We start from the raw sequence: 26,311 nt of genomic DNA on the forward strand, positions 1-26,311 counted from the left end.
GGGCGGCGAAGAGTCCGGCCCGCCCGCCCCGTACGGCTACAGCTACAGCTACGGCCCGGCCCGCCACCGCTCCTTCCGGGAGCGGGGCGGGCCGGGCCGTTCTCGTACGTCTGCTCCCGTACGCCTGCCTGCCTGCCGGGCACGGCCGGGGCGGACGCCGGCGGGCCGGGGCTACTGGGCGCCGGGGCGCACCAGCCCGCTCTCGTACGCGTACACCGCGGCCTGCACCCGGTCCCGCAGCCCCAGCTTCGTCAGCACGTGCCCGACGTGCGTCTTGACCGTCGTCTCGCTCACGAACAGATCCGCGGCGATCTCCGCGTTCGACAGACCGCGCGCCACCAGCTTCAGCACCTCCACCTCCCGCTCGGTGAGGGTGTGCAGCGTGTCCGGCACCGGTTCCTCACCGGACGGCAGATGACCCGCGTACTTGTCCAGCAGACGGCGCGTGATGCTCGGCGCGAGCATCGCCTCGCCCGCCGCCACCACCCGGATCGCCTGCACCAGCTCCTGGGCCGGCGCGTCCTTCAGCAGGAAGCCGCTGGCCCCCGCGCGCAGCGCCTCGACCACGTACTCGTCCAGGTCGAAGGTGGTCAGCACCAGCACCTTCGCCGGACCGTCCTTCGCGGGCCCGGTGATCTGCCGGGTCGCCTCGACCCCGTCCATCCGCGGCATCCGGATGTCCATCAGCACCACGTCGGGCTGCAGCGCCCGCACCTGCTCCAGCGCCTGCAGACCGTCCCCGGCCTCGCCGACGACCGCGAGATCCTGCTCGGCCTCCAGGATCATCCGGAAACCGGTACGCAGCAGCGGCTGGTCGTCGACCAGCAGGACGCGGATTGCCACAGGAACTCCTTCGTTAGACCAGGCCCATTCTGCCCTGCCCCTCCCCGGGAGCCGCCACAGGGAGCGCCTGCGCCGGACCGGGCACCGGCAGCGGATACGGCGGGGGAGTACCGCCGAATTCCGGGCACACCGCCTGGTGGTCGCACCAGCCGCACAGCTTCGTACGGCGCGGGCGCCAGTCGCCGGTCGCGGTCGCCCGCTGGATGGCGTCCCACAGCGCCAGCAGCTTGCGCTCCACGCCGCGCAGGTCCGCCTCGGTCGGGTCGTACGTCAGCACGTCGCCGCTGCCCAGGTACACCAGCTGCAACCGCCGCGGCACCCGGCCGCGCAGCCGCCACATCACCAGCGCGTAGAACTTCATCTGGAACAGCGGACCGTCGGCGTACTCCGGGCGGGGCGCCTTGCCGGTCTTGTAGTCGACGAGCCGCACCTCGCCCGTCGGCGCCACGTCCACCCGGTCGATGAAGCCGCGCAGCCGCAGCCCCGAGTCCAGCACCGTCTCCACATACAGCTCGCGGTCGGCGGGCTCCAGACGCGTGGGGTCCTCCAGCGTGAACCACCGCTCCACCAGCGCCTCGGCGTCCGCCAGCCACGCCGCCAGCCGCTCGCCCGACGGATCGTCCTCGAACAGCCCCGCCAGCTCCGGCCGCTTCGCCAGCAGCTTCTCCCACTCGCCCGGCACCATCGAGCGCGCACCGCCCGCCGTACGCTGCGCCGCCGGAGCGTCGAAGAGGCGCTCCAGCACCGCGTGCACCACCGTGCCGCGCGTCGCCGCGGGGCTCGGCTTCTCCGGAAGCTTGTCGATCACACGGAAGCGGTACAGCAGCGGACACTGCATGAAGTCGCCCGCCCGTGAGGGGGAGAGCGAGACGGGAGGGGTGGCGGGCGGGGGAGAGACAGGCAGGGGAGCGGGGGAGCCGGCGGCCGTGACCGGCTCGGCGTCGGCTGCGGGCGCGGCCGACGCCGCGGGCGTGGGCACAGGCGCGGTGACTGCGGCGGATGTCACAGCGCGGCCGGACCCGCCGACCGCCTCGGGGTCGCCGGGCGCTCCGGGCTCACCGGCTGTCCCGGGCCCGCCGGGCGCTCCGGCTTCTCCGTCCGCTCCGCCCTCTCCGCCCGCTATGGCCTCTCCGTCCGCTCCGGCTGCCGGGGCCGCGCAGGCCGTCCCGCCCTGTCCGCCGCCCTGACCACTGTGTCCGTCGTCCGCGGCGTCCGGCCCGGCCTCTTCGGTGCTCGTTCCCATGACACCCGACCCTACGGCCCGCCACTGACAGCCACCGCGACCGAGGGATCACAATGGGAGACCGAGGCGGGGTGTCGCGAAGCACTCCGCATACCATCGACGCCAGACCCCTTCGCCCTGCATGATCGACATGCCGTACCGGACAGCACCTGGACGGACAGGAGCGAAGGCCGCAACCGACGAGGGGACGCCGTGGACGAGAGTGGGAAGCCGCAGGACCCTGAGGAGTCCGCGCACCACGGACCGCCCGACCCGCCCGGACCGTCCGACCCGGCCCGCGCCACCGGCCGTACGAGGCCGTCCGGGAACCGCCCCTCCGCGCAGCGCCCGGCCAAGGACGGCCAGGGCAGGCGCACCGGCGGCGGCATCCTCATGGGCCGCCCCTTCGGCGTACCGGTCTACGTGGCCCCCAGCTGGTTCGTCGTCGCCGCACTGATCACCTGGGTCTTCGGCGGCCAGCTCGAACGGATCCTGCCGGAGCTCGGCTCCGCCCGCTACCTCGTCTCGCTCTTCTTCGCCGTCGCCTTCTACGCCTCGGTGCTCGTCCACGAGCTGGCGCACACCGTCGCCGCGCTGCGCTTCAAGCTCCCCGTACGCCGTATCCAGCTGCAGTTCTTCGGTGGCGTCTCCGAGATCGAGAAGGAGTCCGAGACGCCCGGCCGCGAGTTCGTCCTGGCCTTCGTCGGCCCGCTGCTCTCGCTGGTCCTCGCGGGTGTCTTCTACGGCGGGATGAAGGCGGTCGAGCCCGGCACCGTACCCGGTGTGCTGCTCGCCGGGCTGATGATCTCCAACCTCATCGTCGCCGTCTTCAACCTGCTGCCCGGCCTCCCGCTGGACGGCGGCCGGATGCTCCGCGCCGTCGTGTGGAAGATCACCGGCAAGCCGATGACCGGCACCGTCGCCGCCGCCTGGGTCGGCCGCGCGCTCGCGATCTCCGTCCTGATCGGCCTGCCGCTGCTCACCCACACCGGCGCCCTGGGCAACGCCCCCACCGACCTCGGCGGCGCCGACTCGATCACCGACGCGCTGCTCGCCGCGATCCTCGCCGCGATCATCTGGACCGGCGCGGGCAACAGCCTGCGCATGGCCCGCCTGCGTGAACGCCTCCCGGACCTCCAGGCCCGTACCCTCACCCGGCGCGCCGTCCCGGTGGAGGCCGACACCCCGCTGTCCGAGGCCCTGCGCCGCGCCAACGACGCGGGTGCCCGCGCCCTGGTCGTCGTGGACCGGGTGGGCCGGCCCACCGCCGTGGTCCGCGAGACCGCCATCGTCGGCGTCCCCGAACACCGCCGCCCCTGGGTCGCCGTCAGCGGTCTCGCCCAGGACCTCAAGGACGGGATGCGGGTCTCCGCCGAACTGGCCGGCGAGGATCTGCTGGACTACCTGCGCGCCACCCCCGCCACCGAGTACCTGGTGGTCGAGGAGACCGGCGAGATCTACGGCGTCCTGTCCACCGCCGACGTCGAACGCGCCTTCGTGGCCGCCATGGCCCGCCCGTCCTGACCCCGGCCGCAGGCTTCCCGTCCCGCACCCACTCCGGCCCCGTGCCCCGGCCCCGCTCCCCGGCCCCCACGCTTCCCACCCCACACCCCACCCCACAACCCAACCCCACACCCCCACCCCCTCCACCCTGGTAAGGATCACCCCTGACGCCCGGTAGGCTGGTCACATGTCCGAACCGACCGGTGCCGCCCGCCGTCGCGGGCCCTTCAAGGTCGGGGACCAGGTCCAGCTCACCGATCCCAAGGGACGCCACTACACGTTCACGCTCGAAGAGGGCAAGAGCTTCCACACCCACAAGGGAGCCTTCCCCCACGACGAGCTGATCGGTGCTCCCGAGGGCAGTGTTGTCCGTACCACCGGGAACGTCGCCTACCTCGCGCTGCGCCCGCTGCTCCCCGACTACGTCCTGTCCATGCCCCGCGGTGCCGCCGTGGTCTACCCCAAGGACGCGGGGCAGATCCTGGCGATGGCCGACATCTTCCCCGGCGCGCGCGTCGTCGAGGCGGGGGTGGGTTCCGGGTCGCTCAGCAGCTTCCTGCTGCGCGCCATCGGCGACCAGGGCATGCTGCACAGCTACGAGCGGCGCGCCGACTTCGCCGAGATCGCCACGCAGAACGTCGAGCGGTACTTCGGCGGTCCGCACCCGGCGTGGACGCTCACCGTCGGTGACCTCCAGGACAACCTCTCCGACACGGACGTCGACCGGGTCATCCTGGACATGCTCGCCCCCTGGGAGTGCCTGGAGGCCGTCTCCAAGGCGCTCGTCCCGGGCGGCATCCTGTGCGCGTACGTGGCCACCACGACGCAGCTGGCCCGTACCGTCGAGGCCATCCGGGAGCACGGCACCTTCAACGAGCCGTCGGCCTGGGAGACCATGGTCCGCACCTGGCACGTCGAGGGCCTGGCCGTCCGCCCCGACCATCGCATGATCGGGCACACCGGTTTCCTGCTGACCGCCCGCCGCCTCGCGGACGGCGTCGAGCCGCCGCTGCGCCGCCGTCGCCCGGCCAAGGGCGCGTACGGCGAGGACTACTCCGGTCCCGGCAGCTCCAGCGGGGGCGCGGAGCGCGGCTGACCCGGCGCACGCCCCGGCGCAGCGCGGCCGGCCCGCCTCGCACGCCCTCTCGAACCGTCCGGCGCCGCCGACCAGTTCCCGCCCCGCGGGAACCGTCGGCGGCGCCGTCGCGTTCAGCGGGTGGAGGCCTGGCGGGAAACCCCGCCCGAGTGTTCCCCGGCGGCCCCGGCCTGTGGAACGATGCTGGGCACTCCCACCGCCACAGCTCTTCACAGGAGTTACCCCGCGTGCAGTTCACGGCCGGCCAGGACCTTCCGCACACCCGCACCCGCGCCCTGCACTGGCTCGCCACCGCTGCCGCCCTGGCGGCGGTGGTCGCGGCCGCGTCCTTCGTCCAGCCCCCCGACGCCACGGCCACGGCCACCACCGACGCCGCCTCCGGCGCCCGCGCGGCCGCCGCCCCGGCCCCCGACCCGCACGCCGCGTCCTATCCGGTGGACTGCGGCCCGAACCGCCTCGACGTGGTCGACAGCGCCGTCGGCGACCTCGACGGCGACGGCAGCCCCGAGACCGTGGCCGTGGTGCGCTGCCACACCGAGACGGGCACCCCGCCCAGCGGCGTGTACGTCCTCAGTGGCCCCGCGGCGGGCCGCACGGGCAAGGGCGCCCCGAGGGTCGTCGCGACCCTTCTCGCGCCCGCACAGCAGCGCAGCGTGGAGGGTTTCGCCGTACGCGACGGTGTGGTCGCCGCGACACTCCTGGGCTACTCCTCGACCGGCGTGCCGCGCTGCTGCCCGGATGTACGCGTGCCGACCAAGTGGCAATGGAAAGGCGGGAAGTTCGTCCAGAGCGAACTCCCCGCCTCTTCCGACACCGAGGGTGTGTGATCGGTCACACGGTGACTACTCCGCGTCCGGGCCGTAGACCTCCACGCGGTCCGCAACGCGGCGTACGTGGATGCAGTCGCCCGGGCACTCCTTCGCGGAGTCCCGTACGTCATTGAGCAGCGGCAGGGGGACGGGGGTGGTGGCCCCCTTCTCCTGGAGCAGCTCGTCGTCGGCGCTTTTCACATAAGCCAGACCGTCGATGTCGAGTTCGAAGACTTCCGGCGCGTACTGCGCACAGATGCCGTCGCCGGTGCAGAGGTCCTGGTCGATCCAGACCTCCAGTGCTTCGTCCTGCGCCGTCATCTCGCCTGCCGTTCCTGCGTACGTGAATCAAATGGGGCCCACCCTGACGGGTGTTGACCGTCTCGACGATACAACCGGTCGCTTTCTGATGTTGTTGGGTGGGTATCCCCCTGAGGTGAGGACGTGCGCAAGGGTGAAGATCGGACACACCCCGACAGTCTTTTCGATCTAGGGGTTTCAACCTGCACCGGCCCAGGTAGGGTCAGGAAGCGTCCAGCTCCCCTTGGAGGAGGTGAGGACCGTGGCAGCCCACGACGACGACATCAACCGCGGCATCCGGCCGGGGCGGGGGTCTGACGACCCTGCCGGCCAGGTTGCCTATCTTGAGCAGGAGATCGCCGTCCTGCGACGCAAGCTCGCCGACTCTCCGCGTCACACGAGGATTCTCGAAGAGCGGATCGTCGAGCTGCAGACCAACCTGGCCGGTGTTTCGGCACAGAACGAGCGACTCGCCAACACCTTGCGCGAGGCGCGCGACCAGATCGTGGCCCTCAAGGAAGAGGTCGACCGGCTCGCGCAGCCGCCGGCCGGTTTCGGCGTCTTCCTGCAGGCGAACGAGGACGGCACGGCCGACATCTTCACCGGAGGCCGAAAACTCCGGGTGAACGTCAGTCCCAGCGTCGACCTCGACGAGCTGCGGCGTGGCCAGGAGGTCATGCTCAACGAGGCGCTCAACGTGGTCGAGGCCATGGAGTACGAGAACGCCGGGGACATCGTCACCCTCAAGGAGATCCTTGAGGACGGCGAGCGCGCCCTGGTCATCGGGCACACCGACGAGGAGCGGGTGGTGCGGCTCGCCGAGCCGCTGCTGGACATCAACATCCGCGCCGGTGACGCCCTGCTCCTGGAGCCCCGCTCCGGCTATGTCTACGAGGTCATTCCCAAGAGCGAGGTCGAGGAGCTCGTCCTCGAAGAGGTCCCGGACATCGACTACACGAAGATCGGTGGTCTGGGCGGCCAGATCGAACTGATCCGCGACGCGGTCGAGCTCCCGTACCTCTACCCGGACCTGTTCAAGGAGCACGAACTGCGCCCGCCCAAGGGCGTACTGCTCTACGGGCCGCCCGGCTGCGGCAAGACGCTCATCGCCAAGGCGGTCGCCAACTCGCTCGCCAAGAAGGTCGCCGAGGTGACCGGCCAGCCCGCGGGGAAGAGCTTCTTCCTCAACATCAAGGGCCCCGAGCTGCTGAACAAGTACGTCGGTGAGACGGAGCGGCACATCCGCCTCGTCTTCCAGCGGGCCCGGGAGAAGGCGAGCGAGGGCACCCCCGTCATCGTCTTCTTCGACGAGATGGACTCCCTCTTCCGCACCCGCGGGTCCGGAGTCAGCTCGGACGTGGAGAACACCATCGTCCCGCAGCTGCTCTCCGAGATCGACGGCGTGGAGGGCCTGGAGAACGTCATCGTCATCGGCGCCTCGAACCGCGAGGACATGATCGACCCGGCGATCCTGCGCCCCGGCCGGCTGGACGTGAAGATCAAGATCGAGCGTCCGGACGCCGAGGCCGCCAAGGACATCTTCTCGAAGTACCTCACCGAGCGTCTGCCGCTGCACGCCGACGATCTCGGCGAGCACGGCGACTCCCGCAAGGCCGCGGTCAGCGCGATGATCCAGTCGGTCGTCGAGCAGATGTACGCGGAATCCGAGGAGAACCGCTTCCTGGAGGTCACCTACGCCAACGGTGACAAGGAAGTCCTGTACTTCAAGGACTTCAACTCCGGCGCAATGATCGAAAACATCGTCGGACGCGCCAAGAAGATGGCCATCAAGGCATTCCTCGAACACAACCAGAAGGGTCTTCGCGTCGCCCACCTGCTCCAGGCGTGCGTGGACGAGTTCAAGGAGAACGAGGACCTGCCCAACACCACCAACCCGGACGACTGGGCCCGTATCTCCGGCAAGAAGGGTGAGCGGATCGTTTACATCCGCACCCTGGTCACCGGCAAGCAGGGCGCGGACACCGGCCGCTCCATCGACACGGTGGCGAATACCGGCCAATACCTGTAACACCGCCGACCGGCTGCGGATGTCCTGCACGGGGCGTCCGCAGCCGGACGCATTTCCGGGGCTCCGCGGGTGATCCCCGGAAGGCTGCGGCGGAGCAGGTGAAAACCGGACTGGAGCAATGACTGTAATGATCTCCCCAGCGCCGCAAAGGCGTTCTAGGCTCTTCGGTACCGCCGCGACACGCACTGCGGAAGCGGGGGCCGCACACGGACCGGAAGCGCAGCGGTACTTGAGCGCCGACCCCATCCGGGGGCGCCGCCGGGCAAGGAGGGCCGCATGACCGTACGGCGAGTAATGGGAATCGAGACGGAGTACGGGATCTCCGTCCCCGGCCACCCGAACGCCAATGCCATGCTCACCTCGTCCCAGGTCGTCAACGCCTACGCGGCGGCGATGCAACGGGCGCGACGCGCCCGCTGGGACTTCGAGGAGGAGAACCCGCTGCGGGACGCCCGAGGCTTCGACCTCGCCCGCGAGAACGCCGACGCCAGCCAGCTCACCGACGAGGACATCGGGCTGGCCAATGTGATCCTCACCAACGGGGCACGCCTGTACGTCGACCACGCGCATCCGGAGTACAGCTCGCCGGAGGTCACCAACCCGCGCGACGCGGTGCTCTGGGACAAGGCCGGGGAGCGCATCATGGCCGAGGCCGCCGAGCGCGCGGCCCAGGTCCCCGGCGCCCAGCCCATCCACCTCTACAAGAACAACACCGACAACAAGGGCGCCTCCTACGGCACGCACGAGAACTACCTGATGAAGCGCGAGACCCCGTTCTCGGACATCGTGCGGCACCTGACGCCCTTCTTCGTCTCCCGCCAGGTCTTCGCCGGCGCCGGCCGGGTCGGCATCGGCCAGGACGGCCACGAGCACGGCTTCCAGATCAGTCAGCGGGCCGACTACTTCGAGGTCGAGGTCGGCCTGGAGACCACCCTCAAGCGGCCCATCATCAACACCCGCGACGAGCCGCACTCGGACGCGGAGAAGTACCGCCGGCTGCACGTGATCATCGGGGACGCGAACCTCTCCGAGATCTCCACCTATCTCAAGCTGGGCACCACGGCGCTGGTCCTGTCCATGATCGAGGACGGTTTCATCGCCGTCGACCTCGCCGTCGACCAGCCCGTCCGCGCCCTCCACCAGGTCTCCCACGACCCGACGCTGCGCCACCTGATCACCCTGCGCAGCGGCCGGACCCTGACCGCCGTACAACTCCAGATGGAGTACTTCGAGCTGGCGCGCAAGTACGTGGAGGACCGGCTCGGCGCGGACGCCGACGAGCAGACCATGGACGTCCTGGCCCGCTGGGAGGACGTGCTGGGGCGCCTGGAGCACGACCCGATGAGCCTGTCCGGCGAGCTGGACTGGGTGGCCAAGCGGGAGTTGATGGAGGGCTACCGGCGCCGGGACGGCGTGGAGTGGGACGCGGCCCGCCTCCACCTCGTCGACCTCCAGTACGCCGACGTACGGGCCGACAAGGGCCTCTACAACCGTCTCGCGGCCCGCGGCAAGATGAAGCGCCTGCTGACCGACGCGGAGGTCGCGCGCGCCGCCCAGGCGCCGCCGGAGGACACCCGGGCGTACTTCCGCGGCCGGTGCCTGGAGCAGTACGCGGACGACGTGGCGGCCGCCTCCTGGGACTCGGTGATCTTCGATCTGCCGGGCCGTGACTCTCTGCAACGGGTACCGACGCTGGAACCGCTGCGCGGCACCCGCAACCACGTGAAGGAGCTGCTCGACCGGTGCCGTACGGCCGAGGACCTGGTGCGGGTCCTGTCCGGAGGGTGACGGCGGGCCCGATCGGGCTCCCGATCCGGGGCTAAAGGCCCCCCGGCCGGGAATCATCGGGGTGACTCCCGGACGTTGTACGAAGACAACCGAGAACAGGGCCGATGTCAGACCCAGCTTGTAGGGTCTGATCTTGACAGTCACATCGAGCGGGGCGAACCGAGCGGGGTGAGGGACATGGCGACCAAGGACACCGGCGGCGGACAGCAGAAGGCGACGCGTTCGACCGAGGAGGTCGAGGAGCAGTCGCAGGACGCGCAGGCCGCGGACGATCTCAAGGAGCGGCAGGAGAAGCTGTCGGACGACGTCGACTCCGTGCTGGACGAGATCGACGACGTGCTCGAAGAGAACGCCGAGGATTTCGTGCGGTCGTTCGTGCAAAAGGGCGGACAGTAACGGATCGCCGGGTTCCGTCGGCGGCCGGCGCACCGGATGTCCGGGCGCGGCGGGCCACGGTCCGCGCACACCGCGCGGGCCGTGCGCACGCACCGGCATGACGGGCCCCGGCGCCGGCTCCGGGGCGCGTGGCCGCGCAGGCTGCCGCGCGCTCCCGGGTTTGCCGGTACGAGCGCGTACGCACCAGCCGTCCCGGTATCGGCGCACGGCCGCGGAGGCCGGAACGCGAAGGGCCGCCGCTGCCGTCGTCCGGTCCGGTCCCGCGTGCATGTGGATCATGACCGCAGGACAGGTAAGGTCCGGGACGTACTGTGCTTCAGCTGCAACGCAGCGCTGGGCCAATTCAAGGATCGGCCGGACGTCTTGGGGCGGCGGCCGAATATCCGGAAGGAAACGTGTGGAAGCCAACACTCGTAACGCCGGGCATCTACCAGCTGCCTTCCTGACGTCCGGGTCCTCGTCGTTCATGGACTTCCTCGGGGAGCACGCGCCGGAGCTGCTGCCGGGACGGCGGCCGCCGCTGCCCGTGCAGGGGACCATCGAGGCGCCGCACGGCACCACGATCGTCGCGGCGTCGTTCCCCGGCGGGGTGGTGCTCGCCGGTGACCGCCGCGCGACGATGGGCAACGTCATCGCGCAGCGCGACATCGAGAAGGTCTTCCCGGCCGACGAGTACTCAGCCGTCGGCATCGCCGGCACGGCCGGTCTCGCGGTCGAGATGGTCAAGCTCTTCCAGCTGGAGCTGGAGCACTTCGAGAAGGTCGAGGGCGCCCAACTCTCCCTGGAGGGCAAGGCGAACCGCCTCTCGACGATGATCCGCAGCAACCTCGGCATGGCCATGCAGGGCCTGGCCGTGGTGCCGCTGTTCGCCGGCTGGGACGTGGACCGCGAGAAGGGCCGCATCTTCTCGTACGACGTGACCGGCGGGCGCTCGGAGGAGCACGGCTTCGCCTCGACGGGCTCCGGCTCGGTCTTCGCGCGCGGTGCCCTCAAGAAGCTCTACCGCGACGACCTCACGGAGAACCAGGCCGCCACGGCCGTGGTCCAGGCGCTGTACGACGCCGCGGACGACGACTCGGCGACCGGCGGCCCGGACCTGGCCCGCCGGATCTACCCGATCGTCACGGTGATCACCGACGAGGGCTTCAAGCGGTACACCGAGGCGGAGGTGTCGGAGATCGCCCGCGCCATCCACGAGCAGCGGCTCGACCAGCCCGACGGCCCGCGTGCCGCGCTGCTCTGAGGACGGGAGACCGCCATGCACGCGCCACTGAGAGAGTCATTGACAGAAAGGGACGGATAGCCGGTGTCGACGCCGTTCTATGTCTCACCCCAGCAGGCCATGGCCGACCGGGCGGAGTACGCCCGCAAGGGCATCGCGCGCGGCCGCAGCGTCGTGGTGCTGCAGTACACCGACGGCGTGGTCTTCGTCGCCGAGAACCCGTCCCGGGCCCTGCACAAGGTCAGCGAGATCTACGACCGCATCGCCTTCGCGGCGGTCGGCAAGTACAACGAGTTCGAGAATCTGCGCATCGGCGGCGTGCGCTACGCCGACCTGCGCGGCTATACCTACGACCGCGCGGACGTGACCGCTCGCGGCCTGGCCAATGTCTACGCCCAGACCCTCGGCTCGATCTTCTCCAGCGCCGCCGAGAAGCCCTACGAGGTGGAGCTGATCGTCGCCGAGGTGGGCAACGCCCCCGAGGACGACCAGATCTACCGGCTGCCGCACGACGGTTCGATCGTGGACGAGCACGGCTCGGTCGCGGTCGGCGGCAACGCCGATCAGATCAGCAGCTATCTCGATCAGCGGCACCGCGACGGCATGACGCTGGGCGAGGCGCTGAAGCTGGCCGTCGAGTCGCTCTCCCGCGACAACAACGGCGGTGAACGCACGCTGGCCGCCGACCAGTTGGAGGTCGCGACCCTGGACCGTACGCGTCCGCAGCAGCGGAAGTTCAAGCGGATCCTGGGCCGTCAGCTCTCCCGGCTGCTGGAGGAGAACGGCACCGCGCCCGCCGAGGACGACGCCGCGGACTCCGAGGGCACTTCCGGCTCCGAAGGCGGTTCCGGCACGTCGTGACGCGACGCGGGCGGCGTACGGCGGGACCGTAGGCTGCCGCCGTACGGACGCGCTGCCGTCCGTACGGTACGGGCCTTCACGCGCCCCGGCGGGTATGCACCCGCCGGGGCGCGCCGCGTTCCGGGGCCGTTGCGGCCGCCCTGCTCGCGCGTCCCCTACGGCGGCGGCGCCGTCGAGCCGCGCACGAGCAGTTCGACGGGCAGCGTCACGGGCTCCGGCGTGCCGCCGTCCAGGGCGGTCATCAGGGCGCGCATCCCGGCGGCCCCTACCTCCTCGGCGGGCAGCCCCACGGTCGTCAGTTCCGGTTCCACGGCCCTGGCCAGTGCCAGATCGTCGATGCCGGTGACGGAGACGTCCTCCGGCACCCGCAGGCCCAGCCGGCGAGCCGCCTTGCAGGCGCCGGCCGCCAGCAGGTCGTCGTCACACAGGAGGGCGGTCGGGCGGGGGCCCGGCCGGGTCAGGGCCGCGTGGGCCGCGTGCAGACCGGCTTCCACGCTGAGCGCGGCGGGCTCACTGCGTACGTCCGCGTCCGGGACGCCGCGCAGCGCCTCCGCGAAGGCGGCGGACCGTACGTGGAAGGTCCAGGAGTCGATGGCGGCGGAGAGGTGGGTGATGCGGCGGTGGCCGAGGGCGAGCAGATGCGCGGTGAGCCGCCGGACGCCGTCGGCGATGTCGGGATTGACGGTCGCGGTGGCCTGGGCGTCGTCCGGGTCGCTGTCGAGCATGACCAGCGGCAGCTCCTCGCCGCGCATGGCGGTCAGGGCGTCGGTGGCCATGGAGGAGGCGATGACGCCGTCGAGCGCCGCGCGCGCCGAGGCGAAGGGGTCGCGGGCCGGGCCGATGCCCTCGGGGGAGGGGTACAGGACGACGCCGAAGCCGTGGTCGGCGGCGGCGCGGGCCGCGCCGGTGTAGACGCGGGCGAAGTATTCGCTGGTCAAGGCGGGGACGACGAGCAGGGCGGTGCGGGTACGGCCCATCCGCAGGTTGCGTGCGGCGAGGTTGGGGCGGTAACCGAGGTCGCGCGCGGCGGTGCGTACCGCGTCGGCCTTGTGGGGCGAGACACGGCCGCGCCATTTGCCGCCCAGCACGAGGGAGACGGCGGCCTGTGAGACGCCGGCGGCGCGGGCGACGTCGCGGCTGGTGACGCGGGGTGCGGCGGTGGTGCCGGGACGCGCTGCCGCCGGGGGCTCGTGGGTGGTCTCGTGGGCGGTCACCGGGGCCGGGCTCCTCGCGTCGTACGTCGCGGTGTGGACCCGCGGGTTGCGTCCATGGTACGTATGACGCCGCACGTTATACGTAACACTTCCTGGACGCGCCAGGGGAGAAGAGGCGGGCATGGCCGCTGGATACGCGGAACTGCTGAGAACGCGCCACGCGGCCCGGCTGCTGGCCGGAACGCTGATCGGCCGGCTGCCGAACGCGACCGGACCGCTCGCGGTGGTGCTCTTCACCCGGGCCGAGGGCGGCAGCTACGTCCTCGCGGGCGTGCTCTCCGCCGTGTACGGGGTGTTCAACGCGATCGGGCAGCCGCTCCTGGGGCGCGCGGTGGACGTGTACGGGCAGCCGCGCGTGATGCTGCCCTCGGCCGCGGTCTCCGCCCTGGGCATGGCGCTGCTGGCGGTCGTCGGCCTCGACCCGCTGCCCGTGGCCTACGCGGCCATGGTGATCGCCGGGTTCTTCACCCCGCCGCTGGAGGGCGGGCTGCGGGCGCTGTGGCCGGGGGTGCTCAAGCGCGCGGACCGGGTCCATGCCGCGTACGCGCTGGACGCGGTGGCGCAGGAAGTGCTCTTCGCGGTGGGTCCGCTGCTGGTGACGACGTGTGTGGCGCTCTGGTCGGAGCGGTGGGCGCTGCTGGTGATCAACGTGATCGGGGTGCTCGGCGCGCTCTCCGTGGTCGCCTCCCCGCCCTCACGGGAATGGCGCAGCGCGCCGCGTGAGGCGCACTGGCTCGGGGCCCTGCGGTCCTCCGGGATGCTGGTGCTGATCGCCTCGTTCTTCTTCGTGGGGCTGGCGCTGGGGTCCATCGCGGTGGCGGCGGTCGCGTACGCCGACGAGCACGGCGGTGGCATGGTCTCCAGCTATCTGCTGTCCGCGCTCGGTGTCGGTGCGCTCCTGGGCGGGGTGGTCTACGGCGCGCGGCAGTGGCCCGGTCACCCGGAGAACCGGCTGCGGCTGCTGGTGGCGCTGCTGGCGCTGGGGTACCTGCCACTGGCGCTGACGCCGGGCGTGGTGGGGATGACGCTGCTGACGGGGGTGGCGGGGGTGTTCCTGGCGCCGGCGCTGGCGTGTGCGTTCGTCGTCGTGGACGGGCACGCGCCCAGGGGGACGGTCACCGAGGCGTTCTCCTGGCTGGTGACGACGTTCGGGGTCGGGTCCGCGCTGGGGATGACGGTGGTCGGGCCCGCGGTGGAGCGGGGCGGCCCGGCCGCCGGATTCGGCGTGGCGGGGGCGGGCGGCGTCGCCGCACTGCTCGTACTTCTGTCGACAAAGCGCTTTCTTTCCCCCGGTGGACGTGGGCTCGTGAGCGATGCTGTGCAGGTCACGGCGGAAAATGATCGGAACGAGGCCGCCCAACCCGGTTTCAGAGCAGGCCATCAGGCGTAATGTTCAGTCATGGACCGCCGCATTTTCGGGCTGGAGAACGAGTACGGCGTCACATGCACGTTCAGGGGACAGCGCCGACTGTCTCCTGACGAGGTGGCTCGGTACCTCTTCCGCCGTGTCGTGTCATGGGGCCGCAGCAGCAATGTCTTCCTGCGGAACGGCGCCCGCCTGTACCTGGACGTGGGATCGCACCCGGAATACGCAACTCCCGAGTGCGACAACGTGACCGAGCTGGTCACCCACGACAAGGCCGGCGAGCGCATTCTCGAAGGTCTGCTGGTCGACGCCGAGCGCCGCCTGCACGAGGAAGGAATCGCGGGCGACGTCTATCTCTTCAAGAACAACACCGATTCCGCCGGAAACTCCTATGGTTGCCACGAAAACTATCTCGTGGCCCGGCACGGGGAGTTCTCCCGGCTCGCGGACATTCTCATTCCGTTCCTGGTGACCCGTCAGCTGCTCTGCGGCGCGGGCAAGGTCCTGCAGACACCGCGCGGGGCCGTCTACTGCGTGAGCCAGCGCGCCGAGCACATCTGGGAGGGCGTCTCCTCGGCGACGACCCGCTCCCGTCCGATCATCAACACCCGCGACGAACCGCACGCCGACGCGGAGCGCTACCGCCGGCTGCACGTCATCGTCGGCGACTCCAACATGTCCGAGACGACCATGCTGCTGAAGGTCGGCGCCACCGACCTCGTCCTGCGCATGATCGAGGCGGGCACGGTCATGCGCGACCTGACCCTGGAGAACCCGATCCGGGCCATCCGGGAGGTCAGCCACGACATAACGGGCCGGCGCAAGGTACGGCTGGCCAGCGGCCGGGAGGCGTCCGCCCTGGAGGTCCAGCAGGAGTACTACGAGAAGGCGGTCGACTTCGTCGAACGGCGCGGTATCCGTACGGGCACCGTCGAGCGGGTCCTGGAGCTGTGGGGCCGTACGCTCGAAGCCGTCCGAGACGAGGACCTCGACCGGATCTCCACCGAGATCGACTGGGTGATGAAGTACCAGCTCATCGAGCGCTACCGCGCCAAGAACAACATCACCATGTCGCATCCGCGGGTGGCGCAGATAGACCTCGCCTACCACGACATCCACCGCCGCCGGGGCCTCTACTACCTCCTGGAGCGGAAGGGCCAGGCAGCCCGCATCTGCAACGACTTGAAGATCTTCGAGGGCAAGTCGGTGCCGCCGCAGACCACCCGGGCCCGGCTGCGCGGCGACTTCATCCGCCGGGCGCAGGAGCAGCGCCGCGACTTCACCGTCGACTGGGTGCACCTGAAGCTCAACGACCAGGCGCAGCGCACGGTGCTGTGCAAGGACCCGTTCCGGTCCGTGGACGACCGGGTGGAGAAGCTGATCGCGGGGATGTGAGTCCGGTTCGTCACCGTATCCGGTGTATCACCGGATACGGTGACGGTTCGGCCGTGACGGTGCCGGGGGTGCCCGCGCTCCCGGCACTTTGCCGTGCGGCGCGGCTGTTCCGTTGTGTTGCGCGGGGAAACGCACCCAGGGTCAGGTCGTAGAGTGGCGGGCATTGTCCACCCACCCGACGACCCCGAGTTGGACTTCATGAACTTCACGAAGAACACCCGCCGCGCCGCCGCCGCGGCGCTGACCGTTCCCCTCCTGCTGTTCACCGCCGCCTGTGGGTCCGATGACGGCAAGGGGTCGTCGGCCGCCGCGGTCGCCAAGGTGGAGGGGAAGCCCGGGGAGCAGCCCAAGATCACCGTGCCGAAGGACGCCAAGGCGCCCGGCGAGGCGGTCACCAAGACGCTGCACGAGGGCTCGGGCGCGGAGGTCAAGAAGGGCGACTACGTACGTCTGGACTTCGCGGCGCAGACCATGAAGACCGGCCAGAACCTCGGCAGCACCTGGACCAAGCAGCCCGGCGCGGACGCGAAGGCGCCGCGCACCCAGATCGTCGGCGAGATCAGCGACCAGCCGACCCAGCAGCAGCTGCCGCAGAAGGTCATGGAGGCGGTCGCGGGCCAGAAGGTCGGCAGCCGCTTCGAGGTCGAGGGCACTGCCAAGGCGCTGGTCGGCGACAACCTGAACCCGCAGTCCGGCATCAAGCCCGAGGACGGCCTGGTGTGGGTCGTGGACGTGGTCGGCGCGGGCAAGGCCGACAAGAAGGGCAAGTCGGAGGGCGAGCAGGCGGCGCCGGAGGAGGGCATGCCCGAGGTGAAGTCGGAGGGCGAGAAGGCCGCGACAATCACCATCCCCAAGGGGGAGAAGGCGCCCGCCGAGCTCAAGGAGCAGGTGCTGATCAAGGGCAAGGGCCCGAAGGTCAAGGCCGGTGACGGGCTGATCGCGCAGTACACCGGTGTGAAGTGGGAGGACGGCAAGAAGTTCGACTCCTCCTGGGACCACGGCGGCGCCACCGCCTTCCAGATCGGCACCGGTGCCGTCGTCAAGGGCTGGGACCAGGCCCTGGTCGGCAAGAACGTCGGTGACCGGGTGGAGATCGTAATTCCGCCGAAGCTGGGCTACGGCGCGAACCCGCAGAGCGAGCTGGCGAAGAACACCCTGGTGTTCTCCGTCGACATCGTCGGCACCGTCTGAGCATGATCTGCCAGACTGTGCAGGTAGCTGTGCAGATTCTTTCGTAGGAGCACTTTCGTGAACATCGACAAGCCCGAGATCGACTTCCCCGAGGGCCCGGTCCCCACCGACCTGGAGATCGTGGACCTGTGGGAGGGCGACGGGCCCGTCGCCAAGGCCGGGGACTTCGTCAAGGTCCACTACGTCGGGGTCGCCTACAGCTCCGGCGAGGAGTTCGACGCGAGCTGGAACCGCGGCAAGCCGCTGGAGTTCCAGCTCGGTGCCGGTCAGGTCATCGCCGGCTGGGACAAGGGCGTGCAGGGCATGAAGGTCGGCGGCCGCCGCCGGCTGACCATCCCCGCGCACCTGGCCTACGGCGACCACGGCGCCGGTGGCGGCCGGATCGCCCCGGGCGAGACGCTGATCTTCGTCTGCGACCTGATGTCCGTCTGAGGACGACAGCAGCATGTCCTTCTGAGGACGACGGCAGCCGGCCGCGGCACAGCGGCGGCCGGCCCGCACCGAGGGCCCGTGCCACCCGGCACGGGCCCTCGTCCTTCTCCGCCCGGCGCCCGTCGGCCCCGCCGCCCGTCACGGTCCGGACCCTCGGCTTTGCCGCAGGTCCCCGGAGCGGTACGGTCATCGGTCGGGAGTCCGACAAGAAAGGGCGTCGATGGCCATTGCCAAGGCCGAGCGGCTGATGAATCTGGCGCTGTGCCTTCTGGGTACCCGTCGCCCGCTGACCAAACGTGAACTGCGGTCCTCCATCGAGGCGTACGTGGAGACGTTCGGCTCCGGGGACGCCGGTACGGGCAGCGACGACTCCTTCAACCGGATGTTCGAGCGCGACAAGGACGACCTGCGCGAACTGGGCCTGGTCATCGAGACCGTCGAAGGGCTGGACGGCGAGACCGGCTACCTCGCGCGCCGGGACAGCAACCGCCTGCCCCCGATCACCCTGGACGCGGCCGAGGCCGCCGCCCTGGGACTCGCCGCCAAGATCTGGCAGCAGGCCCGGCTGGCCGGCGCGGCCAGCGGCGCACTGCAGAAGCTGCGCGCGGCCGGTGTGCCCTTCCAGGACGACGGCAGCTTCGAGGCGCAGCAGCCGCACAGCGCCCTGGAGCCCCGCATACCCGCCCACGAGGCCGCCTTCGAGCCGCTGATGCTCGCCTGCCGCGACCGCCGGCCCGTCGTCTTCGACTACCGCAAGTCCACCGCCGCCCGCCCCGAGCAGCGGCAGGTGGAACCGTGGATACTGGAATGCTGGCGCGGCCACTGGTACCTCGCCGGCTGGGACCGCGAACGGCAGGCCGAACGGGTCTTCCGGCTCTCCCGCATCACCGGCAAGGTCCGCTCCCGGCAGGGGAAGTTCACCGCCGAGGTGCCCGACCACGTCACCGTCCGCGAGACGGTGGAGAGCTGGGCGGGCGAGACCGCCACCGGCACCGCCCGGATCAGACTGCGCACCGACCACGGCTACCCGCTGCGCGCCCGCGCGCTGAGCATCCGTGAGCTGGGCGACGGCTGGGACGAACTGGAGATCCCGTACGGGCACGGGCTCGACGCCTGGCTGGTCGAGTTCGGCCCCGACGTCGTGGTGCTGGAACCCGCCGAACTGCGGGCTGACGTCGTGGACCGGCTGCGCGCCGTGGCCAAGGGCTGAGAGGGACGGGACGCACACTCCATGGCTACCAACGCCATCGACCAGACCCGGCGGATGCTGTCGCTGGTCACCTATCTCCGCGAGCGCCCCGGCGCCCGCGTCTCCGACGTCGCCCGCGCCTTCGGCATCTCCGAGGACGAGCTGATCGGCGACCTCGACGTCCTGCCGATGTGCGGTACGAGCTTCCGCGGCGGCGACCTGCTCGACATCGACACCGACGGCGACCGCATCTGGTGGCACAACCCCGACGACGTCGCCGAGCCGCTGCGCCTGGCCGCCGACGAGGCGACCGCCCTGCTCGTGGCCGCCCGCGCGGTGGCCACCCTCCCCGGCCTGCGCGAGGGCGACCGGCAGGCGCTGCTGCGCGCCACCGCCAAGCTGGAGGCGGCGGCGGGCGAGGCGGCCGGCGCCAGCTCCCGGGTGTCGGTCACCTTCGAGTCGGAGGGCGGCGTCTTCGCCGACGTCGACCGGGCCATCGCCGAGCGCCGCCGGCTGTGGCTGCGCTACTACTCGCCCGCGCGCGACGAGCTGACCGAGCGCGAGGTCGACCCGATCCGGCTGTTTGCGGTCGGCCACACCTACGTCGAGGCGTGGTGCCGCCTCTCCGAGGCCCGCCGTACCTTCCGGCTCGACCGGGTCGCCGAGATCAAACTGCTGGACGCCCCCGCCGACCCGCCGCCCGTGGAACTGCGCGACCTGTCCGAAGGACTGGTGCAGCCCGCGGCCGAGGACCCGGAGGTCGTCATCGAGGTGGCGCCCGGCGGGCGCTGGGTGGCCGAGTACTACCCGCACGACAGCGCCGAGGAACTGCCGGACGGCGGCCTGCGCATCACCCTGCGCACCCCCGACCCCGCCTCGCTGCGGCGGCTCGCGCTGCGCCTGGGCCGGGACGGCCGGATCGTCTCACCGCAGGCCCTGGCGGACAGCGCGCGCCAGGCGTCCCGGCAGGCGCTCGCGGCGTACGGCGAATAGGACGCGGAGGGCGGCGGCACGATGACGACGACCATGGCGGGCGCGATGACCACGACCCTGACCGGCCCGGTGCTCTTCAAAGCGGCCTGCCCCGACTGCCGAAGCTGCTTCGAGCTGGCGTCGGACGCACTGCGCCTGGCCATCGGCGCCAGCAGCCGCACCACCTTCTACTCCTTCACCTGCCCGGACTGCGGCAGCGCGGTACGCAAACCGGCGGGGGAGCGGATCGTCGAGCTGCTCACCGGGGGCGGGGTGCGGACCTTGCGGCTGCACACGGGCTGACCCGCCCGCCGTCTTGGCCGCGGGGCCTGCCGCCCCGCCCGCTCCGTACACCTTCCGTCGCACCCGCCCCGATAGGCTCCTCCCATGCTCTGGCCCATGATCGCTGTCGCCCTCGGCTTCCTCGGCCTCGCCGTGCTCGGCGTCCTCGCCGTCCGCGTCTTCGTGGAGGTACGGCGGCTGGCCCGCCAGGTCGCACAGACCTCCGAGCGCATCCAGCGGGCCGCCGGGGACCTGGAGCGCGCGGCGACGCCGCTGGCGGCCCGGGGCGGGGGAGTAAAGGGATGACGCGCTCTGCTCAGTCGCACGCGCGACCGGTACGCTGCTGAAGCGGACCGAAGAGCGAGGCACCGGTCCGCAACCGGGAGTACGCGCGGAGATTGTCCAGCGTTTGCCGCCGCGCGTTACGATCGCTGCTGGCGCGGCGGACGGACATATGTCCGATCTGCCGAGCAGCCCCAACCCCCAGCCGCCTCGGTGAGAAGGTACACAGTTATGTTCGGTGGAAAGATCGGCGTTCCCGAGATCCTGCTCATCCTCGTCGTCGTACTCCTGCTGTTCGGCGCGAAGAAGCTCCCCGACATGGCTCGTTCGCTCGGCAAGTCCGCACGCATTCTCAAGAGCGAGGCCAAGGCGATGAAGTCGGAGGGCACGGATTCGCAGTCGGCGCCGTCCGACCCGCCGAACCCGAACGGCCAGCAGGAAGCCCCCCGGACGATCCAGGCCGCTCCCGGCGACGTCAACAGCGGCCGACCGGTCGCCCAGCCGTCCGACACGACCACCAAGCGCTGACCGAGGGTCCGGACGGGGCAGGGGTGTCGGCCACTGCCTCTCGTACGAGATGAGGACGTGGGGTGCTCAAGTCCGCCCTTCAGAAGAACCGCAAAGAGAAGGATCCCGAGGGGCGTATGCCGCTCGTGGAACATCTGCGCGAGCTGCGCAACCGGCTCGCCAAGTCGGTCCTGGCCATCCTGATCGCCACGATCGTCTGTGCGTTCTTCTACGGCGAGATCATCGACTTCATCACCAAGCCGATCCTGCAGGCGGTCGGCTGTGATGTGCTGTTCACGGATCTCGCCAAGCAGCAGAAGGGCACCTGTGCCCGCATCGTCATGCTGGACCTGCTCGGGCCGTTCGCACTGGCCCTGAAGGTCTCCCTGATGGGTGGCGTGATCGTGGCCAGCCCGGTCTGGCTGTACCAGTTGTGGGCCTTCCTCGCGCCCGGCCTGCACCGCCATGAGAAGAAGTACTCGCTCAGCTTCGTCGCCACGGGTTTCCCGCTCTTCGTCGTCGGCGCGTACTTCGCGTACTCGGTGCTGCCGACCACCGCCAAGGTGCTGCTGGAGTTCACCCCGATCGGTGTGGACAACCTGCTGACGCTGGACAAGCTGCTCGACATGGTCACCCGGATGTTCGTGGTCTTCGGACTGTCCTTCGAGCTGCCGCTGGTCCTCGTCATGCTCAACTTCGCCGGCGTTTTGACCGCGGTCCGGATGCGTGGCTGGTGGCGCGGCATGGTGATGGGCATCACCGTCTTCTCGGCCATCGCCACTCCGAGCACCGACCCGCTGACGATGATCGCGCTGGCCGCGCCGATCTGTCTCCTGTACTTCGGGGCCGTCGGGATCGCCACGATGAACGACTCCCGCAGGCAGCGCCGACTGGCCGAGGGGCCCGCCGACGACGAGGCGTCCGAGCTGGACCTGACGCCCGAGGACATCGGTGAGGTCGAGCCGGTCGCCGGTCACCGGATGCTGCCGGAGCAGGCGGCAGGCGACGTACAGGGTGACCGCTCCCCGCGCCGGAGCGGGTACGACGACGCGACGTGATGCCCGAGAGGGCAAGGGAAAGGGGCGGGGAGCCGGCTGGGCTCCCCGCCCCTTTCCTGTTGATCTGCCGTTGTCAGCGGACGTCCGGCATGCCGTTCATCAGCAGTACTTGATGCTCCGCAGCGTGCCGGTGCCCTTGTAGTAGTGGCTCTTCTTCGGCTTGATGGTGATGCAGTCGCTGTCCCACCACCAGCGCTCGTCCACCTGCACCTTGATCGTGTTCGCGCAGCCGTTGTAGATGTTCACCGCGTTCTTGCTCGGGTACCACGTCGCCGTGACGCACTTGGCGACGGCCGAGCTCGCTGCCGAGGCCGGTGCGGCCACGGCCATCGGCATGCCCACGGCGATGACGGCCAGCGTCGCAGCGGTCGTCGCTGCCTTGATCTTCTTCATCTTTCCCCTCCATCGGGGCGCAAAGGCCCCGTTCGACTGTGCGGACGGCGACCGGCGCACCTGGTCAACGGTGCAGGCCGGGACGGAACGCCGAACCGCGCAATGATCAGCAAGAGGGTAACAGGGTGATCGCTCTGTTTTTGGCGCAGGGGTGCCCGTTGTGTGCTTTCGGCTGAAAAAGGGGTCGATGGCCGGAAGGCCCCCGGTAAAGGGCGTCCATAATGATCGGCTCGTTGTCAGGGGTGGCCGGTAGGCTCGTAAGCACGATGACCGAGGACATGTCCCCTGCTGAGCGCTACGCCGCCGCCAAGTTGCGGGCGGCGGAGCAGGCCACCGCACTCGCCCCTTTCCGTGAGATGTACGACTTCGCGCTGGACCCGTTCCAGATCGAGGCGTGCCAGGCCCTGGAGGCCGGTAAGGGCGTGCTGGTCGCGGCCCCGACCGGATCCGGCAAGACGATCGTGGGCGAGTTCGCCGTCCACCTGGCCCTGGAGCAGGGCCGTAAATGCTTCTACACCACGCCGATCAAGGCGCTGTCGAACCAGAAGTACCAGGACCTGGTGCGGCGCTACGGCGCGGACCGGGTCGGCCTGCTGACCGGTGACAACAGTGTCAACTCCGAGGCGCCGGTGGTCGTGATGACCACCGAGGTACTGCGGAACATGCTGTACGCGGGCTCCCAGTCGCTCAACGGCCTCGGCCATGTGGTGATGGACGAGGTGCACTACCTCTCCGACCGCTTCCGGGGCGCCGTGTGGGAAGAGGTGATCATCCACCTGCCGGAGTCCGTGACGCTGGTGTCCCTGTCCGCGACGGTCTCCAACGCCGAGGAGTTCGGCGCCTGGCTGGACACGGTGCGCGGTGACACGGAAGTGATCGTCTCCGAGCACCGCCCGGTGCCGCTGTGGCAGCACGTGCTCGCCGGGCGCCGGATGTACGACCTCTTCGAGGAGCGCGAGGGCCGTTCCGGTGCCGGGCGCCGGGAGGTCAACCCGGACCTGGAGCGGCTGGCGCGGCTGGAGAACAGCCGTCCGACGTTCGGGCGGGACAAGCGCCGCGGCCGCAATCTGCGGGAGGCGGACCGGGAGCGCGAGCGGCGCCAGCGCAGCCGCATCTGGACGCCGGGCCGTGCCGAGGTGATCGACCGGCTGGACAACGAGGGCCTGCTGCCGGCGATCACCTTCATCTTCAGCCGGGCGGGGTGCGAGTCCGCCGTCCAGCAGTGCCTGTATTCCGGGCTGCGGCTCAACGACCAGGAGGGGCGGGCCAGGGTCCGCGCCATCGTGGAGGAGCGTACGGCCGGGATTCCCGATGAGGACCTGCATGTCCTCGGCTACTACGAGTGGCTGGAGGGGCTGGAGCGGGGCATCGCCGCGCACCACGCCGGCATGCTGCCGACCTTCAAGGAGGTCGTGGAGGAGCTGTTCCTCAAGGGGCTGGTCAAGGCCGTCTTCGCGACGGAGACGCTGGCGCTGGGCATCAACATGCCCGCCCGTTCGGTCGTCCTGGAGAAGCTGGTCAAGTGGAACGGCGAGCAGCACGCCGACATCACCCCCGGCGAGTACACCCAGCTCACCGGCCGTGCCGGGCGCCGCGGTATCGACGTCGAGGGCCATGCGGTGGTGCTCTGGCAGCGCGGCATGGACCCGGGCGCCCTGGCGGGCCTGGCCGGTACGCGTACGTATCCGCTGCGCTCGTCCTTCAAGCCGTCGTACAACATGGCGGTCAACCTGGTCTCGCAGTTCGGGCGGCACCGTTCGCGGGAGCTGCTGGAGATGTCGTTCGCGCAGTTCCAGGCGGACAAGTCGGTCGTCGGCATCTCGCGGCAGGTGCAGAAGAACGAGGAGGGCCTGGCCGGCTACCAGGAGTCCATGACCTGCCACCTCGGCGATTTCGAGGAGTACTCGCGGCTGCGCCGGGAGCTGAAGGACCGGGAGACGGAGCTGGCCAAGCAGGGCGCCGCGCAGCGCCGGGCCGCGGCCGCCGCGGCGCTGGAGAAGCTCCGGCCGGGCGACGTGATCCACGTACCGACGGGCAAGTACGCGGGGCTGGCGCTGGTGCTGGACCCGGGGATGCCGTCGGGGCGGACGAACGGACACCGTGGCTACGACGCGCACGACGGGCCCCGGCCGCTGGTGCTGACCGCCGAGCGGCAGGTCAAGCGGCTGGCGTCGATGGACTTCCCGGTGCCGGTGGCGGCCCTGGACCGGATGCGCATCCCGAAGTCCTTCAACGCGCGCAGCCCCCAGTCCCGCCGGGACCTGGCGTCCGCGCTGCGGACGAAGGCCGGGCACATCGCGCCGGAGCGGCACCGCAAGCAGCGGGCGGCGGCGGCCGACGACCGGGAGATCGCCCGGCTGCGTACGGAGCTGCGGGCGCATCCCTGCCACGGCTGCGACGAGCGCGAGGACCACGCCCGGTGGGCCGAGCGGTACCACCGGCTGCTGCGCGACACGCGGCAGCTGGAGCGCCGTATCGAAGGCCGTACGAACACCATCGCGCGCACCTTCGACCGGATCTGCGCTCTGCTGACCGGACTTGACTACCTGAAAGGTGACACGGTCACCGACGAGGGCCGGCGGCTGGCGCGGCTCTACGGCGAACTGGACCTGCTGGCCAGCGAATGCCTGCGCGCCGGCGTCTGGAACGGGCTGGGCCCCGCCGAACTGGCCGCCTGCGCCTCGGCCCTGGTCTACGAGGCCCGGCAGGCGGACGACGCGGTGGCGCCGAAGCTGCCGTCGGGCAAGGCGCGGGACGCGCTCGCCGAGATGGTGCGGATCTGGGGCCGGCTGGACGCCCTGGAGGAGGACCACAAGATCAACCAGGCCGAGGGCGTCGGCCAGCGCGAGCCGGACCTCGGCTTCGCCTGGGCCGCGTACCGCTGGGCCTCCGGATTCGGCCTGGACGAGGTGCTGCGCGAGGCGGAGATGCCGGCCGGCGACTTCGTGCGCTGGTGCAAGCAGCTGATCGACATCCTCGGCCAGATCGCCGCCGCCGCACCGCCGGAGGTGGCCCGCAACGCCCGCAAGGCCGTGGACGCGGTGCTGCGGGGCGTGGTGGCGTACTCGTCGGTGGGGTGAGGCCGGGTGGCCGTGAGGCCGTGAGGCGGCTTCCAGACCTGGCCGGGGGGCCGGGCCCTGGTTGCCGGTGTTCCGTCGCGCGGGTCCGTTCCCTGGTCGGGGGACGGGCCCGCGGGCCGTTCGCCCGGCCCCGGGACCCGGGTGGAAGAACGCCGACCCGTGGCCCCCTCGATGACGGTGATGCCGCCGCCCGGCCGCAGGACGCGCCGCATGCCTGCCAGCGCCTGGGCGGGGTCGGGCAGGTGCTCCAGGACGAAGCAGACGAAGAGGTGGTCGAAGGAGGCGTCGGCGTACGGCAGGTCGGTCAGGTCGTCCTCCTGCCAGTGCACCGTCGCCGCGTGCGGACGGGCGGCGAGACGGGCGCGGGCCTGGCCGGGCGAGTCCGCGGAGATGCCGACCGCGGTGACGTGCGCCCCCGCACTGGAGGCGGCCGGATGCACCACCGTCTGGGCGCTGACCCCGCACGCGTGCGGGGCGCAGCGGCGGGCCTGCACCTGACGGTCACCTTCGTCGCGGACTTCGCCGACGCGGACCTGGCAGCGGCCGCGCTCGCCCGGGGCGTCAAGGTGCAGCCGCTCTCCTGGCACCGGCAGGGCCCCGGGTGGCCGGGGCTGGTGCTGGGCTACGCCGCGAGCACGGGGACCGAGATCGCGGAGGGAGTGGCGGTCGTGGCGGTCGTCGGAAGTGTGCTGGGGTGAGCGCGGCGCTGCCCCCCGGTTCCGGCAGGGCGTGTCAGGTCGCTACGGCGCTGGCGAGGGGCCGGGCGGGGCGTGTCGGCTCGTGGGCGGTGTCGGACCGGCGTGTCGGGCGCGTCGTGGGGGCCCGGCCGACACGCCGTGCTTGCCTTCTGGGATGCAGCGAGGATGTGGGGTGGCGGTGCC

General features: G+C 70.9%; 25 protein-coding genes and 2 pseudogenes. 21 read left to right on the forward strand and 6 right to left on the reverse strand.

The features are described 5' to 3' along the window. Positions 1-171: 171 nt before the first annotated feature. Together OEIGOIKO_RS33960 and OEIGOIKO_RS33965 are read right to left on the reverse strand one after the other, a co-directional pair. Complete coding sequence (locus tag OEIGOIKO_RS33960; protein ID WP_003981597.1) at positions 172-843, reverse strand: response regulator; 672 nt, start codon at positions 841-843, stop codon at positions 172-174. A 13-nt stretch (positions 844-856) separates the two neighbouring features. After that, on the reverse strand, positions 857-2,086 hold the full coding sequence (locus OEIGOIKO_RS33965) for a RecB family exonuclease (RefSeq protein ID WP_371858991.1): 1,230 nt from the start codon (positions 2,084-2,086) through the stop codon (positions 857-859). Between the two features lie 192 nt (positions 2,087-2,278). Here OEIGOIKO_RS33965 and OEIGOIKO_RS33975 point away from each other — a divergent pair, with 192 nt between their 5' ends. The 3 genes from OEIGOIKO_RS33975 to OEIGOIKO_RS33985 all read left to right on the forward strand — a co-directional run bounded on the left by OEIGOIKO_RS33975 (position 2,279) and on the right by OEIGOIKO_RS33985 (position 5,491). Further along, positions 2,279-3,589, forward strand: a complete 1,311-nt coding sequence (locus tag OEIGOIKO_RS33975) for a site-2 protease family protein (RefSeq protein ID WP_125057255.1) — start codon at positions 2,279-2,281, stop codon at positions 3,587-3,589. 166 nt (positions 3,590-3,755) lie between these two features. Continuing rightward, complete coding sequence (locus OEIGOIKO_RS33980; RefSeq protein ID WP_003981600.1) at positions 3,756-4,664, forward strand: tRNA (adenine-N1)-methyltransferase; 909 nt, start codon at positions 3,756-3,758, stop codon at positions 4,662-4,664. A gap of 227 nt (positions 4,665-4,891) precedes the next feature. Further along, positions 4,892-5,491, forward strand: a complete 600-nt coding sequence (locus OEIGOIKO_RS33985; RefSeq protein ID WP_125057256.1) for a hypothetical protein — start codon at positions 4,892-4,894, stop codon at positions 5,489-5,491. Positions 5,492-5,506: 15 nt separating this feature from the next. On the opposite strand, the gene OEIGOIKO_RS33990 is transcribed toward OEIGOIKO_RS33985, so the two are convergent. Further along, positions 5,507-5,794 carry a ferredoxin gene (locus OEIGOIKO_RS33990; RefSeq protein ID WP_125057257.1) on the reverse strand — a complete coding sequence of 96 codons (288 nt, stop codon included), beginning with the start codon at positions 5,792-5,794 and terminating at the stop codon, positions 5,507-5,509. Between the two features lie 241 nt (positions 5,795-6,035). Between OEIGOIKO_RS33990 and arc the strand changes: the two genes are divergently transcribed. From arc to prcA, 6 genes are all read left to right on the forward strand, one after another. Continuing rightward, positions 6,036-7,802, forward strand: a complete 1,767-nt coding sequence (gene arc / locus OEIGOIKO_RS33995) for a proteasome ATPase (RefSeq protein ID WP_125057258.1) — start codon at positions 6,036-6,038, stop codon at positions 7,800-7,802. Between the two features lie 276 nt (positions 7,803-8,078). After that, entirely contained in the window at positions 8,079-9,590 is a 1,512-nt protein-coding gene (dop, locus tag OEIGOIKO_RS34000) for a depupylase/deamidase Dop (RefSeq protein ID WP_218040023.1), read from the forward strand. Between the two features lie 177 nt (positions 9,591-9,767). Continuing rightward, positions 9,768-9,986 (forward strand): ubiquitin-like protein Pup, encoded by a 219-nt coding sequence (locus OEIGOIKO_RS34005; RefSeq protein ID WP_003981605.1) that lies wholly within the window; start codon positions 9,768-9,770, stop codon positions 9,984-9,986. 36 nt (positions 9,987-10,022) lie between these two features. Next, positions 10,023-10,403, forward strand: coding sequence for an endonuclease domain-containing protein (locus tag OEIGOIKO_RS43800; RefSeq protein ID WP_307721253.1), 381 nt, complete (start codon positions 10,023-10,025; stop codon positions 10,401-10,403). After that, on the forward strand, positions 10,384-11,229 hold the full coding sequence (gene prcB, locus OEIGOIKO_RS34015; RefSeq protein WP_125057259.1) for a proteasome subunit beta: 846 nt from the start codon (positions 10,384-10,386) through the stop codon (positions 11,227-11,229). Before OEIGOIKO_RS43800 ends, prcB begins: the two co-directional genes overlap by 20 nt. 63 nt (positions 11,230-11,292) lie before the next feature. Further along, entirely contained in the window at positions 11,293-12,069 is a 777-nt protein-coding gene (gene prcA, locus OEIGOIKO_RS34020; RefSeq protein ID WP_125057260.1) for a proteasome subunit alpha, read from the forward strand. 155 nt (positions 12,070-12,224) lie between these two features. Here prcA and OEIGOIKO_RS34025 read toward each other — a convergent pair whose 3' ends face one another. Beyond that, positions 12,225-13,358, reverse strand: a complete 1,134-nt coding sequence (locus OEIGOIKO_RS34025; RefSeq protein WP_371858992.1) for a LacI family DNA-binding transcriptional regulator — start codon at positions 13,356-13,358, stop codon at positions 12,225-12,227. 46 nt (positions 13,359-13,404) lie between these two features. Here OEIGOIKO_RS34025 and OEIGOIKO_RS34030 point away from each other — a divergent pair, with 46 nt between their 5' ends. The 10 genes from OEIGOIKO_RS34030 to tatC all read left to right on the forward strand — a co-directional run bounded on the left by OEIGOIKO_RS34030 (position 13,405) and on the right by tatC (position 21,957). After that, positions 13,405-14,673: an MFS transporter gene (locus OEIGOIKO_RS34030; RefSeq protein ID WP_125057262.1), complete on the forward strand. Its 1,269-nt coding sequence runs from the start codon at positions 13,405-13,407 to the stop codon at positions 14,671-14,673. A 9-nt stretch (positions 14,674-14,682) separates the two neighbouring features. Then, a complete protein-coding gene (pafA, locus tag OEIGOIKO_RS34035; protein WP_031011139.1) occupies positions 14,683-16,044 on the forward strand; it encodes a Pup--protein ligase in 1,362 nt (453 codons plus the stop codon). A 198-nt stretch (positions 16,045-16,242) separates the two neighbouring features. Further along, on the forward strand, positions 16,243-17,235 hold the full coding sequence (locus OEIGOIKO_RS34040) for an FKBP-type peptidyl-prolyl cis-trans isomerase (protein ID WP_125059320.1): 993 nt from the start codon (positions 16,243-16,245) through the stop codon (positions 17,233-17,235). A gap of 57 nt (positions 17,236-17,292) precedes the next feature. Next, a complete protein-coding gene (locus OEIGOIKO_RS34045; RefSeq protein WP_125057263.1) occupies positions 17,293-17,667 on the forward strand; it encodes an FKBP-type peptidyl-prolyl cis-trans isomerase in 375 nt (124 codons plus the stop codon). 220 nt (positions 17,668-17,887) lie between these two features. Then, entirely contained in the window at positions 17,888-18,877 is a 990-nt protein-coding gene (locus OEIGOIKO_RS34050) for a helix-turn-helix transcriptional regulator (protein ID WP_125057264.1), read from the forward strand. Between the two features lie 21 nt (positions 18,878-18,898). Then, positions 18,899-19,849: a helix-turn-helix transcriptional regulator gene (locus tag OEIGOIKO_RS34055; RefSeq protein WP_031011131.1), complete on the forward strand. Its 951-nt coding sequence runs from the start codon at positions 18,899-18,901 to the stop codon at positions 19,847-19,849. A 21-nt stretch (positions 19,850-19,870) separates the two neighbouring features. Continuing rightward, positions 19,871-20,131: a hypothetical protein gene (locus OEIGOIKO_RS34060; protein WP_125057265.1), complete on the forward strand. Its 261-nt coding sequence runs from the start codon at positions 19,871-19,873 to the stop codon at positions 20,129-20,131. An 84-nt stretch (positions 20,132-20,215) separates the two neighbouring features. Further along, positions 20,216-20,416 carry a hypothetical protein gene (locus OEIGOIKO_RS34065; RefSeq protein WP_125057266.1) on the forward strand — a complete coding sequence of 67 codons (201 nt, stop codon included), beginning with the start codon at positions 20,216-20,218 and terminating at the stop codon, positions 20,414-20,416. Positions 20,417-20,623: 207 nt separating this feature from the next. Then, positions 20,624-20,920: a Sec-independent protein translocase subunit TatA gene (gene tatA, locus OEIGOIKO_RS34070; RefSeq protein ID WP_030017446.1), complete on the forward strand. Its 297-nt coding sequence runs from the start codon at positions 20,624-20,626 to the stop codon at positions 20,918-20,920. 62 nt (positions 20,921-20,982) lie between these two features. After that, positions 20,983-21,957, forward strand: coding sequence for a twin-arginine translocase subunit TatC (tatC, locus tag OEIGOIKO_RS34075; protein ID WP_170251940.1), 975 nt, complete (start codon positions 20,983-20,985; stop codon positions 21,955-21,957). A 99-nt stretch (positions 21,958-22,056) separates the two neighbouring features. Here the strand turns inward: tatC and OEIGOIKO_RS34080 are convergent, their stop codons facing one another. Continuing rightward, positions 22,057-22,350, reverse strand: coding sequence for a hypothetical protein (locus OEIGOIKO_RS34080; RefSeq protein ID WP_125057268.1), 294 nt, complete (start codon positions 22,348-22,350; stop codon positions 22,057-22,059). A 266-nt stretch (positions 22,351-22,616) separates the two neighbouring features. Here OEIGOIKO_RS34080 and OEIGOIKO_RS34085 point away from each other — a divergent pair, with 266 nt between their 5' ends. Continuing rightward, the gene (locus tag OEIGOIKO_RS34085; protein ID WP_125057269.1) at positions 22,617-25,430 is read left to right on the forward strand and encodes a DEAD/DEAH box helicase; all 2,814 of its coding nucleotides are present in this window, start codon (positions 22,617-22,619) and stop codon (positions 25,428-25,430) included. A 224-nt stretch (positions 25,431-25,654) separates the two neighbouring features. Here OEIGOIKO_RS34085 and OEIGOIKO_RS34090 read toward each other — a convergent pair. Continuing rightward, positions 25,655-25,924 (reverse strand): annotated as a pseudogene (locus OEIGOIKO_RS34090) (class I SAM-dependent methyltransferase); the annotation flags it as partial. Between OEIGOIKO_RS34090 and OEIGOIKO_RS34095 the strand changes: the two are divergent. Then, positions 25,892-26,128: pseudogene (locus OEIGOIKO_RS34095) on the forward strand (PLP-dependent aminotransferase family protein); the annotation flags it as partial. The pseudogenes OEIGOIKO_RS34090 and OEIGOIKO_RS34095 sit on opposite strands and share 33 nt — an antisense overlap. Positions 26,129-26,311 lie beyond the last annotated feature (183 nt).

The organism is Streptomyces paromomycinus, assembly GCF_003865155.1.
Lineage (GTDB): Bacteria > Actinomycetota > Actinomycetes > Streptomycetales > Streptomycetaceae > Streptomyces > Streptomyces chrestomyceticus.